General features: G+C 74.3%; 14 protein-coding genes. 5 read left to right on the top strand and 9 right to left on the bottom strand.

The features are described 5' to 3' along the window. Positions 1 to 104 precede the first annotated feature (104 nt). Complete coding sequence (locus ACZ7D7_RS28530) at positions 105 to 1,388, top strand: FAD-dependent monooxygenase (protein ID WP_470827977.1); 1,284 nt, start codon at positions 105 to 107, stop codon at positions 1,386 to 1,388. 12 nt (positions 1,389 to 1,400) lie between these two features. Beyond that, a complete protein-coding gene (locus ACZ7D7_RS28525) occupies positions 1,401 to 2,384 on the top strand; it encodes an aldo/keto reductase (RefSeq protein WP_470827976.1) in 984 nt (327 codons plus the stop codon). 31 nt (positions 2,385 to 2,415) lie between these two features. Here the strand turns inward: ACZ7D7_RS28525 and ACZ7D7_RS28520 are convergent, their stop codons facing one another. Beyond that, positions 2,416 to 2,775, bottom strand: coding sequence for a hypothetical protein (locus ACZ7D7_RS28520; protein ID WP_470827975.1), 360 nt, complete (start codon positions 2,773 to 2,775; stop codon positions 2,416 to 2,418). A 176-nt stretch (positions 2,776 to 2,951) separates the two neighbouring features. Here ACZ7D7_RS28520 and ACZ7D7_RS28515 point away from each other — a divergent pair, with 176 nt between their 5' ends. Continuing rightward, positions 2,952 to 3,422: a DUF6328 family protein gene (locus tag ACZ7D7_RS28515; RefSeq protein WP_470827973.1), complete on the top strand. Its 471-nt coding sequence runs from the start codon at positions 2,952 to 2,954 to the stop codon at positions 3,420 to 3,422. 49 nt (positions 3,423 to 3,471) lie between these two features. Here ACZ7D7_RS28515 and ACZ7D7_RS28510 read toward each other — a convergent pair whose 3' ends face one another. The 6 genes from ACZ7D7_RS28510 to ACZ7D7_RS28485 form a co-directional block, all read right to left on the bottom strand. Then, positions 3,472 to 3,897 carry an SsgA family sporulation/cell division regulator gene (locus ACZ7D7_RS28510; RefSeq protein ID WP_470827971.1) on the bottom strand — a complete coding sequence of 142 codons (426 nt, stop codon included), beginning with the start codon at positions 3,895 to 3,897 and terminating at the stop codon, positions 3,472 to 3,474. 183 nt (positions 3,898 to 4,080) lie between these two features. Beyond that, positions 4,081 to 5,052, bottom strand: coding sequence for an LLM class F420-dependent oxidoreductase (locus ACZ7D7_RS28505; protein ID WP_470827970.1), 972 nt, complete (start codon positions 5,050 to 5,052; stop codon positions 4,081 to 4,083). Positions 5,053 to 5,103: 51 nt separating this feature from the next. Further along, positions 5,104 to 6,732, bottom strand: coding sequence for a serine/threonine-protein kinase (locus tag ACZ7D7_RS28500; RefSeq protein WP_470828197.1), 1,629 nt, complete (start codon positions 6,730 to 6,732; stop codon positions 5,104 to 5,106). A gap of 199 nt (positions 6,733 to 6,931) precedes the next feature. Beyond that, complete coding sequence (locus tag ACZ7D7_RS28495; RefSeq protein ID WP_470827969.1) at positions 6,932 to 7,891, bottom strand: threonine/serine dehydratase; 960 nt, start codon at positions 7,889 to 7,891, stop codon at positions 6,932 to 6,934. A 148-nt stretch (positions 7,892 to 8,039) separates the two neighbouring features. Continuing rightward, a complete protein-coding gene (locus ACZ7D7_RS28490) occupies positions 8,040 to 8,717 on the bottom strand; it encodes an AIM24 family protein (RefSeq protein WP_470827968.1) in 678 nt (225 codons plus the stop codon). A gap of 59 nt (positions 8,718 to 8,776) precedes the next feature. After that, positions 8,777 to 10,174 (bottom strand): CAP domain-containing protein, encoded by a 1,398-nt coding sequence (locus ACZ7D7_RS28485; RefSeq protein WP_470827967.1) that lies wholly within the window; start codon positions 10,172 to 10,174, stop codon positions 8,777 to 8,779. 277 nt (positions 10,175 to 10,451) lie between these two features. Here ACZ7D7_RS28485 and ACZ7D7_RS28480 point away from each other — a divergent pair, with 277 nt between their 5' ends. Further along, positions 10,452 to 11,729: an SGNH/GDSL hydrolase family protein gene (locus ACZ7D7_RS28480; RefSeq protein WP_470827965.1), complete on the top strand. Its 1,278-nt coding sequence runs from the start codon at positions 10,452 to 10,454 to the stop codon at positions 11,727 to 11,729. A gap of 66 nt (positions 11,730 to 11,795) precedes the next feature. Here the strand turns inward: ACZ7D7_RS28480 and ACZ7D7_RS28475 are convergent, their stop codons facing one another. Beyond that, a complete protein-coding gene (locus ACZ7D7_RS28475; protein WP_470827964.1) occupies positions 11,796 to 12,149 on the bottom strand; it encodes a VOC family protein in 354 nt (117 codons plus the stop codon). Positions 12,150 to 12,208: 59 nt separating this feature from the next. On the opposite strand from ACZ7D7_RS28475, the gene ACZ7D7_RS28470 reads away from it, so the two are divergent. Beyond that, positions 12,209 to 13,084, top strand: coding sequence for a universal stress protein (locus ACZ7D7_RS28470; RefSeq protein WP_470827963.1), 876 nt, complete (start codon positions 12,209 to 12,211; stop codon positions 13,082 to 13,084). A gap of 34 nt (positions 13,085 to 13,118) precedes the next feature. Here the strand turns inward: ACZ7D7_RS28470 and ACZ7D7_RS28465 are convergent, their stop codons facing one another. Next, entirely contained in the window at positions 13,119 to 14,354 is a 1,236-nt protein-coding gene (locus tag ACZ7D7_RS28465; protein WP_470827962.1) for a DUF4032 domain-containing protein, read from the bottom strand. Between the last annotated feature and the right edge of the window lie 22 nt (positions 14,355 to 14,376).

Below are 14,376 nucleotides of genomic sequence, written 5' to 3'. Positions count from 1 at the left end.
GTGGCCCGGCGCTCGAATCGCCGCCCCCGCCTGCCGGTCGGCGAACTCCGCTGCTGTTAGCCTGCGTTCCCAAATAACCGCATTGAGGCTTTCTGGGGGCATATGTGAAGGTTGTCTGTGTCGGCGGCGGCCCCGCCGGGCTGTACCTGGCCATCCTGCTCAAGCGGCAGGACCCCTCCCACGACATCACCGTCCACGAGCGCGACCCCGAGGGCTCCACCTACGGCTGGGGCGTCACCTACTGGCGCGGACTGCTCGACGAACTCCGCGCCCACGACCCCGAGTCGGCCCGCGCCCTCGCCGAGAACTCCGTCCGCTGGAGCGACGGCGTTGCCCGCGTACGGGACCTGACGACACGTCACAGCGGTGACGAGGGCTTCGGCATCGGCCGCCACCGCCTGCTCGAACTGCTCGCCGCCCGCGCCCGCTCCCTCGGCGTGCGCGTCGCGTACGAGCGCCCCACCGGCCCCGGCGACCTGCCCGCCGACGCCGACCTCGTCGTCGCCGCCGACGGCGTGCACAGCGCGCTGCGCACCCGCCACGCCGACCACTTCGGCACCCGCGCCTCCACCGGCCGCAACCGCTACATCTGGCTCGGCACCAGCAAGGTCTTCGACGCCTTCACCTTCGCCTTCGTCGAGACCGAGCACGGCTGGATCTGGTGCTACGGCTACGGCTACGGCCCCGACCGCAGCACCTGCGTCGTCGAATGCGCCCCCGACACCTGGACCGGCCTCGGCCTCGACCGCGCCCCCGAGGACGACGGACTGGCCCTGCTGGAGAAGCTGTTCGCCGACGTCCTCGACGGCCATCCCCTCATCGCCCGCTCCGGCGACATCCGCGCCCAGTGGCTCACCTTCCGCACCCTCACCAACCGCACCTGGCACCGCGGCAACCTCGTCCTCATCGGCGACGCCGCCCACACCACCCACTACTCCATCGGTGCCGGCACCACCCTCGCCCTCCAGGACGCCGTCGCCCTCGCCGGCGCCCTCCGCGACCACGCCACGCTGCCGGGCGCCCTCGCCGCCTACGAACGCGAACGGATGACGGCCCTGCTGCCCGTGCAGAGCGCGGCCCGCTACAGCGCCCAGTGGTACGAGAACCTGACGCGGTACATCGACCTGCCCCCGGAGCGCATGTTCGCCCTCCTCGGCCAGCGCCACTCGCCCCTGCTGCCGCACGTCCCGCCGCAGCTCTACTACCGCGTCGACCGGGCCGCCGGACAACTGGAGGCGCTGCGCCGCCTCAAGCGCTGGCTCGGACCGAGACTCGCCCGCACCGTGCACGCGCGGACACTGGCCTCGGGCGGCGGGGCCGTTCCCCCGGGAGAGGGCGCCGCCGGGCCCGTCGGCGGGAGCGGTTCCACGCCCTCGCGCACCGGGTGACAGACTGACGCCATGGACGAGCGCACTTTCGACAGGTCAGGTCAGCACGCATCCGTCGTCGGACTCGGCACCTGGCAACTGGGAGCCGACTGGGGAGACGTCGACGACAAGGACGCCCTCGCGGTACTGGAGGCCGCCGCCGAGTCCGGCGTCACCTTCTTCGACACCGCCGACGTCTACGGCGACGGCCGCAGCGAGCAGACCATCGCCGCCTTCCTCAGCGGACGGCCCGACCAGCACGTGATGGTCGCCACCAAGATGGGCCGCCGCGTCGACCAGATCCCCGAGAACTACGTCCTCGACAACTTCCGCGCCTGGAACGACCGTTCGCGGCGCAACCTCGGCGTCGACCGCATCGACCTCGTACAGCTGCACTGCCCGCCCACCCCCGTGTACTCCACGGACGAGGTGTTCGACGCCCTCGACACCCTGGTCGAGGAGGAGCGCATCGCCGCCTACGGCGTCAGCGTCGAGACCTGCGCCGAGGCACTGACCGCCATCGCCCGGCCGAACGTGGCGAGCGTGCAGATCATCCTCAACCCGTTCCGCATGAAGCCGCTGCGCGAGGTGCTCCCGGCCGCGCGCGAGGCCGGCGTCGGCATCATCGCCCGGGTGCCGCTCGCCTCGGGCCTGCTGTCGGGCAAGTACACCAAGGACACCGTCTTCGCCGCGAACGACCACCGCACCTACAACCGGCGCGGCGAGGCCTTCGACCAGGGCGAGACCTTCTCCGGCGTCGACTACGAGACCGGTGTCGAGGCCGCGGCCGAGTTCGCCGCCCTCGCGCCGGAGGGCTGCACTCCGGCCCAGCTGGCGCTGCGGTGGATCATCGAGCAGCCCGGCGTGACCACCGTCATCCCGGGCGCCCGCTCGCCCGAGCAGGCCCGCGCCAACGCCGCCGCCGCGAAGCTGCCCGCGCTGCCGCCGGAGACGCTCGCCGCGATCACTGAGCTGTACGAGCGGCGGATCAAGGACCAGGTGGAGAGCCGCTGGTAGTCACCGCGCACCGCGCGGCAGGCGTTACGCGTCACGGCTCCAGGAGCAGTTGCCGTTCCTGCTCCTGGTCGCCGGACGCGGCTCCCTGGTCATGCGCCGTGAACGCGCCGGCGAGCGTCTCGCTCGCCCTGCGCACGGCGTCCGGGGTGCCCTGCACCGTGACCGTCACGGGCGCCGACAGGCGTTCCGCTCCGCCCGGCGCCGCCCCGGCCGCGCCGGGCGTCCGCGCCTCCGGGTCCGCGGCGAAGGTGGCGGTGTGGACCGTCGCCCGGTCGTCGGTCGGCACCTCGTCCGGAGCGCCGAAGGCGCTCTCCAGGGCCCTGACGACCGTCTTCGCGTCGGCGGCGCCGCCCTCGGGGCTCAGCGTCACGGTGAGCTGTGTGCCGGGCATCGCCCACGACCTCCTCGGCTCGGCGTCCTCGCGTCAGCGGCCCGTGTAACCCCGGCCCCGCGAATCAAACCGGCCCCCGGCAGGACACGTTCCGCGCCTTCGGGGAACTCGCGGGAGAGCACACAGTCAGCTCGCCGGACCCGGGAGGCAATGTGACGGACGCGCAAGGGGGCGGTATGCGCAGGGGCCGCAACGAGACCGAGGAGGAGCGGGCGGACCGGATGTGGCAGGAGCTCATCCAGGAGGTCCGCGTGGCCCAGATGGGCGTGCAGATCCTGTTCGGCTTCCTGCTCACCGTGGTGTTCACGCCGAAGTACGCCACGCTGGACGACACCGACAAGACGATCTACATCGTCACCGTCGTGCTGGGCGCGGCGGCCACCGGCGCGCTGATCGGACCGGTGTCCCTGCACCGCCTGGTCTCCGGGCGCCGGGTCAAGCCCCAGGCCGTCACCTGGGCCTCCCGGCTGACGTTCGTCGGACTCGTGCTGCTGCTGGCCACGACGACGGCCTCGCTGCTGCTGATCCTGCGGGTCGCCACCGACGACGGCGCGGTGCCCTGGCTCGTCACGGGCGTGGTGCTGTGGTACCTGCTGTGCTGGTTCGCCCTGCCGCTGTGGACCCGCCACCGCTACACGACGCGGTGACCGACCGGCGTCGCGGCCGGCAGCGCGCCGGCCGCGACGCCCGCGCGTCTCAGCTGCCCGCGAGCAGGTCCGCGAGGAAGTCGTCGACACGGACCCGCTCCCGGCCCGGCGGGACGATCTCGTGGGTGCGGCGCAGGAACGCCGACAGCGCCGCCGCCCACCAGAACACCATGGCGTGCTGGCGGCTGCCGTCGGGACGCACGTCGCCGAGGAGTTCCATCCGCACTTCCTCCCAGACGCCCTGCGAGACGGGGCGCAGCCGCACGTCGCCCACGCCGACCGGCCGGTGCAGACCCTCGCAGAGCATCTGCCGGTCCAGCCGCCAGTCGGCGAGCACCCGTCCGTCGTGGCTGAACACGACGGTGACGGCGAACGGGTCGGCGGCGTCGTAGGTCAGGTGGGCGAGCACCGGAAAGCGGTCCGCCTCGCCCGCCTGGAGCTGCGCGACCAGGGTCTTGTGCACGAAGGAGTTCATCGCGGGCCCTCCCCGGAGTACGGACTGGGACCCACCCAGTACCCGCTACCGGGCGGAAATGCTCATGCGCGCGCAGGATTTCCTCGCGCGCCCGCAGCGAGGCCGTGCGCAATCCCGGGCGTCGGCCGTCCGTGCCAGAGCGGCCGACGCCGTTTCGTGCCGAGGTCCGGCGCCGTGGTCGCGTCAGGCGAAGGCGTCCCGCAGGGCCGGCAGCAGTGTCTTGTCCGACCAGTCCAGGAACGCCGGCTGCGACTCACCGCCGATCTGCACCAGCGCGATCTCCGTGAACCCGGCCTCCGCGTACGGGCGGACCGCCTCCACGAAGGCCTCCGGATCGTCGCCGCACGGGATCGAGGCGGCGACATCGTCCTCCGTGACGAACTGCGTGGCGGCCTCGAAGGAATCCGGGTGCGGCAGCTCGGAGTTGACCTTCCAGCCGCTGCCGAACCAGCGGAACTGGGAGTGGGCCCGCTTGACCGCCGTGTCGCGGTCGGGGTCGTAGCAGACGGGCAGCTGACCGACGCGCGGCTTGCCCTCGCCGCCGTTCCGGTCGAACGCATCGAGCAGTCCGGGCTTCGGCTCGGTGGCGATCACCAGGTCCGCGAGCCGGCCCGCCAGGGCGCAGGAGGCCTCCCCGGACACGGCGATGCCGAGGGGCGGCGGCGGGTCCGGCAGGTCCCACAGCCGGGCCGACTCCACGTCGAAGTGCGTGCCGCGGTGGTTGACGTGCCCGCCCCCGAACAGCGCCCGGATGATCTCCACGGCCTCCTCGAGCATCTCGTGCCGGACGTCGACGGACGGCCAGCCGCCACCGACGACGTGCTCGTTGAGGTTCTCGCCCGAGCCGAGCCCGAGCCGGAACCGCCCTTCGGACAGCAGCTGGAGCGTCGCCGCCTTCTGCGCCACGACCGCCGGGTGGTAGCGGATAGTCGGGCAGGTCACGTACGTCATCAGCGGGATGCGCGAGGTGGCCTGCGCCGCGGCGCCCAGCACGCTCCAGGCGTACGGGGAGTGGCCCTGGGAGCGCAGCCACGGGAAGTAGTGGTCCGAGGTCACGGAGAAGTCGAAGCCCACGTCCTCGGCCCGCACCACGTGGTCGACGAGCTCGCGGGGGCCGGCCTGCTCGGTCATCATCGTGTATCCGATTTGCACCATGCGCGCCGAGTCCCCGGACCCCGGCCGGGGGAAACGGCACGCGGCCGCCGCTCAGCCGGACGGCGGGCGGAAGGTGCGCAGCACCGTGTCCAGCACCTTCCGGTTGACCGCGTCGTCCCAGTCGGCGGCGGGCGTCGTCCAGCGCAGCGAGTAGCCGCGCCCGCCGCCGATCACGAAACCCCGGCCGAAGGTGCGCACCCGGTCCGGGCCCTTTCCGGCGAGCCACTGGATGTCTGCGGCGTCGTAGCCCCGGTAGCCGGTCGCGCGGATGGCGCCGACGCGCCGGTAGTCGCCCGTCTTCCGCAGGTCCGGTTCCACGTCGTCGCGCCACACGGCCACCGGGTCCGGGCCGACCCGCTCGCTGTAGGTGACGGCGAGGGTGCGCGGGTCGCCCTCGGAGCCGAGGACGACGCGGTACGCCACGTCGTCCACGCGCGTCGTGCTGACCGGCTCCCAGTCCTCGGGCATGTCCAGGGAGAACCCCTCCGGGGCGCGATACGTGCGGAATCCCTCGGGCGGGCCGCCGGGCGCCGTGGGCGTCGCGGGCGTCGCCGGGGTGGACTCCGACGGCGGGGAGGGCCGGTCGTCGGCCTCGCCGCCGGGAGGCGCCGCGGGGGCCGTCGGGCCCGGCCGGGGGCCGGTCGCGGCGGCGGAAGGGCGTGGCTGCGCGGCCTGCCCGGAGCCGCCGGTGCCGGGCAGCCCTTGGGCGGCGGCGATGACGGCGACCGCGACGGTGACGACGGCCAGCGCGGTCCCGGCGACCGTCGTCCGCCGGCTCCAGGCGCGGCCCGCGTCCCGGGCCGCCGCGTACACCCCGCGCAGCCGGGGGCTCGGCGCGGGGCGCGGTGCCGGGCCCGTGTCCTCGTGGCGTACGCGGGTCAGGGCCGCGCGCACCACCGGGCGGGTCAGCCGCTCCCGCGAGTCCTTGCGCAGCAGCCCCTGCACGACCTGGGTCAGCGGCCCGGCGCGCAGCGGCGACCGCAGCGGCAGCCGGTCCACCGCCTTCAGGGTCGCCTCCGGGCGGCCCCGGTCACGGAACGGGGGCCGTCCCTCCACCATCGTGTAGAGCAGGGCTCCCAGCGCCCACAGGTCGGCGGCCGGCCCCACGCGCTCGTCGCGGGCCTGCTCCGGGGAGGCGTACGACGGTGCCGCGACCCTCGGCACCAGCGTCGCGCCGGCCAGTCCGAAGCCCGTGACGACGACGGACCCCTCGGCACCGACGAACACCTGACCGGGGCTCAGTTCGCCGTGCGTGATGCCCTCGCCGTGCGCCGCGTCGAGCACGTCGAGCAGTTCGAGACCGATCCGCGCCGCCCGCACGTAGTTGAACGCGCCCTGCCGGGCGAGCAGTTCGCCCAGCGGCGTGCCGGGCGGCCACTCGGTGACCGTCCACAGGGCGCCGTAGTCGGCGAAGGCGTCCAGTACGGTGGCCACCCGGCCGGGGCACAGCAGCTCGACGGTCTCCGAGGTGCGGATCACCCGGGAGGCCAGCCGGCGTCCCGTCTCCCCGTCCGGATCGTCGGGCAGCCCGGTTTGCGTGACGAGGCACGGACGGTGGCCCGCCGTGATGTCCTCGGCGCGCCAGCAGACGCGGTTCGCTTCCCGGTGAACCATTTCGACGAGGCGGTACCGCTCGGCGACCACCTCGCGCGTGAAGACGTCAGCCCTGCCCATGGCCATCCTTCGTTGCACCGCCCTGGCTGTCGTATTTCCCTCAGGTACGGCGGGCGGGGGCCGGTGCGTTCAACGGTTCCCACACTTCGGGCGGCTTTTGGCTTTCCTTCAAAAGGCGCGAGCGGACGGGCGACTTCGCGCCGCTGCGCCCGAGAACGGGAGGTGGCGCCACCGCGCCCGGACCCATGGGGCGGTGGCGCCGCGCTCAGCGCAGGTCGAAGCGCTCCGCCCAGCCCGCCATGTCGGCGGTCGACACGTTCCCGCCGCACACCACCAGCCCGATCCGTGCCTCGGGACCGACCCGCTCCACGACGCGCCGCGCGGCGGGCAGCAGACAGCCGGCCGCCGGCTCGGTCCACACCTTGGCGTGCTCGGCCAGCTCGAGGGACCCCTGAACGGCCTCCCGGTCCGGCACGACCAGCACCTCGGTGACCAGCTCGGCCACATGGTCGTACGTGAGCTGGGAGACCGCCGGGGCGCTGAGCGTCGACACGACGGACGACAGCTCGACCGGTACGGGGCCGCCCGCCTCCAGCGCCCGCGACATCGCCTCGGCGCCCTCGGTCTCCACGCCCCACACCCGCAACGCCGGCCGACGGGCGCGCAGCGCCGCCGCGACACCGGCGATCAGCCCGCCGCCCCCGATGCTGACCAGGACGTCGGTGAGCTTCCCGGCGTCCTCCGCGAACTCCAGGCCGACGGTGCCCTGGGCCGCGATCACCACGGGGTCGTCGAAGGGGTGGACCAGCGTGAGGCCCTCGTCGCGCAGCCGCGTGACGAGCGCGAACGCGCTGTCCATGCCGTCGGTCAGCCGCACCGACGCGCCGGCGGCCTCCGCGATCCGCACGGCTCGGGAGGGCGCCGATCGCGGCATGACCACCGTCGCCTTCACGTGCAGCGCGGCGGCCATCTCCGCGACGGCGATGCCGTGGTTGCCGCCGCTGACCGCGACGACACCGGCGGCCCGCTCGGCCTCGCTCAGCGACAGCAGCTTGGCCGTGGCGCCGCGCGACTTGAACGAGCCGGTCCGCTGGAGCAGTTCCAGCTTCGCCGTGACCGGGACGCCGAGCAGCGCGGACAGACCCGGGCTCGGCACCGTCGGGGTGCGGACGACGTGTCCGGAGATCCGCCCGGCCGCGGCCTCGACGTCCGAAATGCCGATCAAGACAGTCACCTTTCCGGCGCGGAGCGGTCGTACGCGCCGCCTCGAACCCTGGCCCGTGGCCCGCCACGGGTCAACTCGGCCCCGGTCCGGCCGGGCGGGCCGGTGACGCACCTCTCGATGCCGTTGACGCGTGCCGTTGACGCGTCTGTCAATGCTGCTGCGCCTTCGGCGGGGTCACCTCGCTCGGGCGCACCACGACGTATCCCTCGCCGGACAGCATCAGCTGCACCGCCTCCCCGGAACCGCCGCGCAGCATCGACCCGATGGACTGCGACCGGTGCAGCGAGGTCTGGAGTCCCGCCGTCCAGCCCACCACCGCGTCGGTGTCGACGTAGACCGGGTACTGCGCCGACACCGGAATGACCAGCGGGTTCCCGTCGCACACCAGGCCCAGTCGGCCGTGCCCGCTGAACACGCTGTTGAACAGGCCGCCCCCGGTGATGCCGGCGCCCTTCACCGTCGAGATGCGGTACGACAGCGACGCGTCGAAACACAGGACGTTGCGGCCGTTGACGGTGAACTCGTCGCCGGGCTCGACGTCGACGACGAAGCAGTTCTGCGCCTCGTGCGCGAACCAGGCCTCGCCCTGCCCGCGGACCGCCATCAGTGGCAGCCCTTCGCCGGTGACCGCGCGCTTGAGCATGCCGCCCACGCCCTGGCCCTTGCGTTCGAACTGGAGACTGCCGCGGTGGGCGACCATCGCGCCCTGCCTGGCGAGCATCTCGCCGTTCACCACGTACCTGATGCACTTGGCGTTCTCGACGCTCATGCCGGGCGCGGACGCCGGCTGGACCATGTGCTCGCTGGAAAAGAGGTCACCCTTCATGGGGGCATCGTGTCCCGGACCGCCCCGTTCCGTCACGCCCTTCACCGGGCGGGTCGGTCTCAGGCGCCGAAGAGCTGGGTCCAGTACGTGCCCGAGCGGCCCCCGCCGGCGAAGCCCACGCCGATGTGGGTGAAGTCCGGTCGGAGGATGTTGGCCCGGTGCCCCGGGCTGTTCATCCAGCCGCGCACCACCTCGGCGGGGGAGCGCTGGCCGCACGCGATGTTCTCCCCGACCGTGCGGCGCGAGGAGCCCGCGGCGGCGGCCCGGTCCCGGGGTCCGCGGCCGTCGGGGGAGGTGTGCGCGTAGAAGTCGCGGGCCACCATGTCCGCGCTGTGCGCCTGCGCGGCCGTGGTGAGGAGGGGGTCGGCGGTGAGGGGCGGCAGACCGGCCGCGGCGCGCTCCCGGTTGGTCAGGCCGACGACGTCGCTCACGGTCCGGCGCAGGCCGTTCGGCGTGAGCGGCGCCGCCCACAGCGCGGTCCAGAAGGTGTCGCCGGACGGCCCCCGCGCGGCGCTCGCCAGACCCGCGTGGATGTACGCCGTGTCGTGCAGGGTGCGCCGGGCCCCTTCGGTGCGCAGGCAGTACGCGACGAAGTCGGCCGGGCCGCGCGGCCCGGACACCAGGTGCTCGCCGATGGTGAGATACGCGTACCCGGCGGTGACGACCCGTTGGTGGACGGAGACGCCGTCGCGGGTCTCGATGCTCAGCCGGCCGGCGTCGGCCATGGCCCGGGCGTGGGCCCGGGCGGCGGACGTGAGGCGGGCGTCGAGCGCGACGGGCGGTGAACCGGCCGCGGCGCGGGCGGAGTTGACCTCGGCCAGGAAACCGTCGACGTTCGCGCCGGGCACCGGCGCCCGCGGGCCGCTCCCGGCGGGCCCGGCCGGAAGGGGGCCCGCCGGCCCCGCCGCGGGGACTGCCGGACTTGTCGCCAAGACTGCCGGACCCGACACGGGGGCCGCCGGGTCCGGCGTCGGTGCGTCCTCGGTGACGTCCACGCCGAAGTCCCGGGCGAGGCCCGCCAGTCCGTCGGCGTACCCCTGCCCCAGGGCGCGCAGCTTCCAGCGGTCACCGCGCCGGTACAGCTCCGCCAGCAGCAGCACCGTCTCCTCGCCCGGCCGGGGCGCGGCGAACGCGGCCACCGGCCGGCCGCCGGCGTCGGTCACCCGCGGGACGGGCGGGGGCAGGGCGCTCAGCGGTGTGCCCGGCTCGGCCGGGCTGACAGCGACGGTGACGCGGGTGGCGCCGGGACGCAGCCCGGCCGGATCCACCGTGAGCGTGTCGCCGCGCAGGGCGACTCCCGGCGCGGACGGCTGGTTGTAGAACACGAAGTCGCCGTCGTCACGGACCTTGCCGCCGTCGTCCGTCACGAGCGCGGACACGTCGAACGGACCCGGCACCCGGACCGTCACCACCCCTGCGGGCAGGGGCACGTTGCCCCCGGGAACCAACTCCCTCATCCTGCCGCCCCCCTGAAGTCGCACCCCGCCGCACTCGCGCCCCGCGCGGCTGTCCCCGCTCCCCGTGTGAGAACGCGCACTGGTCGGCGAGGGTTCCACACCCCGCGCCGGGGGACCAGAGGAGAGCGGACGGGACACCGGGCCCGTGCACGGGAACAGCGGTGCGACGTGCTCGTGCCGTGACCCGCGCGTCAGCGGCCGGCCACCGGTCTGTGGCATCGTCCCGCGAGCAGGACTCGTCGTCGACAGTGAGAGACACGTGGGAGAAGAAGGACGGATGACCGCCCGAGTGGCGGCCGCGCGTCCCGGCCCGGGCACTTCGGGCAGACGGACGGCGCGGATCGTACGGGGATGCCGGGCGGTGGCCGGCGTCCTGCTGCTGGCCGCCACCGTGCAGTGCGCCCCCGCCGAGGGCTTCACCAAGGGCTCGGCCGACGACCGGGACGTCGTCACGTGGGCGGCGGGCACCCACCGCCTCGCCGAGGGGGTGGCCGGACGCGGCTACCGGCTCGTCGTGCACACCAGCGTCGGCGGGACCCACCCGAGGGTCAGGCTCTCCAACGCGCACGGCGACCGGCCGGTGACCTTCGACAGCGTGTACGCCGGTCTGCGCGAGCGGGGCGCACACCTGGTCCGGGGCACCAACCGGCGCCTCACCTTCGACGGCGAGCCCTCCGTCACGGTGCCCGCGGGCGGGGCCGCCCTGAGCGACCCGGCGCGCCTCACCGTGCCCGCGGCGAGCGATCTCGTGGTCAGCATCCATTCGCCGGACGCGGGCGGCCCGGCCACCGGTCACTGGCTGGCCATGCAGACCTCGTACCTGACCCGGGGCGACCACACCGCCGAGGAGAGCGGCGCCCACTGGAGGCGGACGACCGGCTCCTGGTTCCACCTCGACGCCGTGACCGTACGACCCGCCCGCCGGACCGGGGCCGTGGCCGTCCTCGGCGACTCCCTCACCGACGGCTGGCGGTCCACGTCCGACGCCAACCGCCGCTGGCCCGACCTCCTCGCCGAGCGCCTGCGCCGCGCCGGGTCGCCGGTGCGGGGCGTCGCCAACGCGGGGATCGCGGGCGGCAAGGTGCTGTCGGACGGCGTGGCGCCCGGGGGACTGGACCGGCTGGGCCGCGACGTGCTCTCCCAGCCCGGCGTGCGCACCGTGTTCGTGTTCCAGGGGATCAACGACATCAAGTTCGCGCCCGGCGTCACCGCGACCGAACTCGTCGCCGGCTACCAGGAGATCGTCACGCGCGCGCACGCGGCGGGCAAGTGCGTCGTCGGCGCCACCCTGGCCCCGTTCAAGGGCTTCCCGGAGTGGACCCCGGCGGGCGAGGCCGTCCGCCAGCGGGTCAACCGTACGATCCGCGAGGGAGGGCTGTTCGACGCCGTCGCCGACTTCGACCGCGCCCTGCGCGACCCCCGCCACCCGGACCGGCTGCGGCCCGCCCACGACAGCGGCGACCACCTGCACCTGACCGACCGGGGCATGCGGGCGCTGGCCGACGCCGTCGACCTGACCACCCTCGACTGCCGCACCCCGCCCGAGACGGGCTGACCCCTGGGCCACCGCGAGCAGCGTGCCGCCCGAGAGGGCCGCCCGCCGGCCCGTGCTGGTCTCGGCCTAACCGCCGCGCGGGCCCAGCACGCAGAACTCGTTGCCCTCCGGGTCCTGGAGCACGACCCACGGCACGTCGTGCCGGCCGACGTCCGCGCGACGGGCGCCGAGGGCCAGCAGCCGCTCCACCTCCGCGTCCCGGTCGACCGGGCGGAAGTCGAGGTGCAGCCTGTTCTTGACGGTCTTGCCCTCCGGCACCCGGCCGAACAGCAGCCCCGGCAGGCGGTCCGGCGCGGGCCGGATCTCGAACTCGTCGGGGTGTTCGCCGACCACCACCCACCCGAGCGCCCGGGCCCACCAGCGGCCCAGCTCCACCGGATCGGCCGCGTCCACGACGACCTGCTCCCACTCCAGGGTCATGCGGGCAGGGTAGTGAAGACTGGCAGGAACACGCGACCGCGATTCAGGGAGGCAGCGGCATGGCAGGCGCGATCACGGCAGGGGTCGACGGGACGGAGGAGTCCCTCGCGGCACTGGACTGGGCCGCCAGGGAGGCGGTCCGGCGCGGCCTGGCGCTGCGCGTCGTGCACGCGTGGCGGTTCCAGCAGTACGACACGATCGGCTCCGTCGACCGCGAGAGCCAGGAGCGGGCCGCGCGGGCCGTCGCCGACGAGGCCGCCCGGACCGTCACCGAACGGCACCCCGGCCTGGACGTGACCACCGAGGTGCCGGAGGGCGAGGCCGCCGGCACGCTGGCGCGGGCCGCGGCCGACACCGGGATGCTGGTGCTCGGCTCCCGCGGCCACGGGGCCGTCGTCGGGTTCCTGGTCGGCTCCGTCGGGCAGCAGGTCGTCGCGGAGACGACCCGGCCGGTGGTGCTGGTGCGGGCGGGGGACCGGCCGAGCGCAGAGGCCGCCGGCCGGGAGATCGTCGTCGGGCAGCAGGGCGAGCCGGACGACAGTGCCGCCGCCCTGCGGTTCGCGTTCGAGACGGCAGCCGCCCGGGGCGCCGGCGTGCGCGTCGTGCGGGCCTGGACCCTGCCGCCGCTGTTCGCCTACAGCCCGGCCTCGATGCAGCTCCTCGACGAGGCCGGCGGTCTCGAGCCGTACGAGAAGTCGGCGCTGGCCGAGGCGGTCCGGCCGTGGCGGGAACGCTTCCCGGACGTCCCCGTCGTCGAGCACGTGGAGATGGGCAGCGCCGGGCAGGTGCTGCTGTCGGTGGCGGGCACCGCGCAGCTGATGGTCGTCGGACGCCGCGCGCACCGTACGGCCGTCGGCGCGCGGATCGGCTCGGTCGCGCACGGCGTGCTGCACCACGCGGACTGCCCCGTGGCGGTCGTCCCGCAGACCGGCTGACCCGGCGCGGCTCCCGCGAGGGACGCTCCGGCTGTCAGTCCGGCACCGCAGGCTGGAGCGTCTCGCGCGCCTTGGGCAGCACGTTCTTGATGTAGTCCGCGACGGCCGTGTCCAGGCCGATGTCGTGCTGCGCCCGCTCGGACAGGTACCAGCGGTGCTCCAGCAGCTCGTGGTAGATCTCGGCCGGGTCCATGGCGCCGCGCAGTTCGACGGGCACGGCCCGCACCGTCGGCCGGAACACGTCCCGCACCCACCGGTGCGCCAGCACCTCGGGGCGGGCGGCGAGCGGGTCGCCGGGGGCGTAGTCGTCCTGGGTGGCCATCCAGCTCTCCAGGTCGTTCAGCAGCCGCCTGGCCTGGTTCTCCTCGGCGTCGAGACCGGTCAGGCGCAGCAGTTGGCGCTGGTGGTGTCCGGCGTCGACGACCTTCGGCACGAACGTCACCGTGTCGCCGTTGGAGGAGTGCTCGATCTGCATCTCGGCCACGTCGAAACCGAGGTCGTTCAGGCGGCGGATCCGGCGTTCTATGTAGTGGTACTTGCCCGCCGGGTACACCGAGGTGCGCGTCAGCTCCTGCCACAGGTCCCGGTAGCGGGCGCAGATCTCCGTGCCGAACTCGATCGGGTCGACCGAGGGGTGCAGCGCCCCGGACGCCTCCAGGTCGAGGAGCTCGCCGCTGATGTTGACGCGCGCGAGGTCCAGGTCGTAGTCGCGCTGACCCGGGCTGAGCCGCGGGTGCAGCTCGCCGGTCTCGGCGTCGACCAGGTAGGCGGCGTAGGCGCCCGCGTCGCGCCGGAACAGCGTGTTGGACAGCGAGCAGTCGCCCCACGCGAAGCCGGCCAGGTGCAGCCGCACCAGCAGGACGGCCAGCGCGTCCATCAGCCGGTGCATGGTCTCCGGGCGCAGCGTCGTCTCGAACATGGACCGGTACGGCATCGAGCCGCCCAGGTGCCGGGTGATCAGGACCGGCTCCAGCGGCTCGCCCTCGGCGTCGGTGCGTCCGGTGACGACGGCCAGCGGGTCCACGGCCGGGATGCCGAGGCGGTCCAGGTCGCGCAGCAGTTCGTACTCGCGCAGGGCGGGGCGCCGCGCGAGTTCCTTGACGGCGATCACCTCGTCGCCGGCGCGGGAGTAGCGCACGACGTGGCGGGAGATGCCGCGCGGCAGGGGCACGAGGTACTCGTCCGGCCACTGCTCCAGGGGCAGGTGCCACGGCAGTTCCAGCAGGAGCGCCGGGTGTTCCGGGTTGGTCGCGCTGATCTGCAGAGCCATGGGTCGCGTGTCCTTGTCCCGT

The organism is Streptomyces sp. NPDC037054 (genome assembly GCF_055606745.1).
This window is presented reverse-complemented; position numbering and strand designations above follow the sequence as displayed.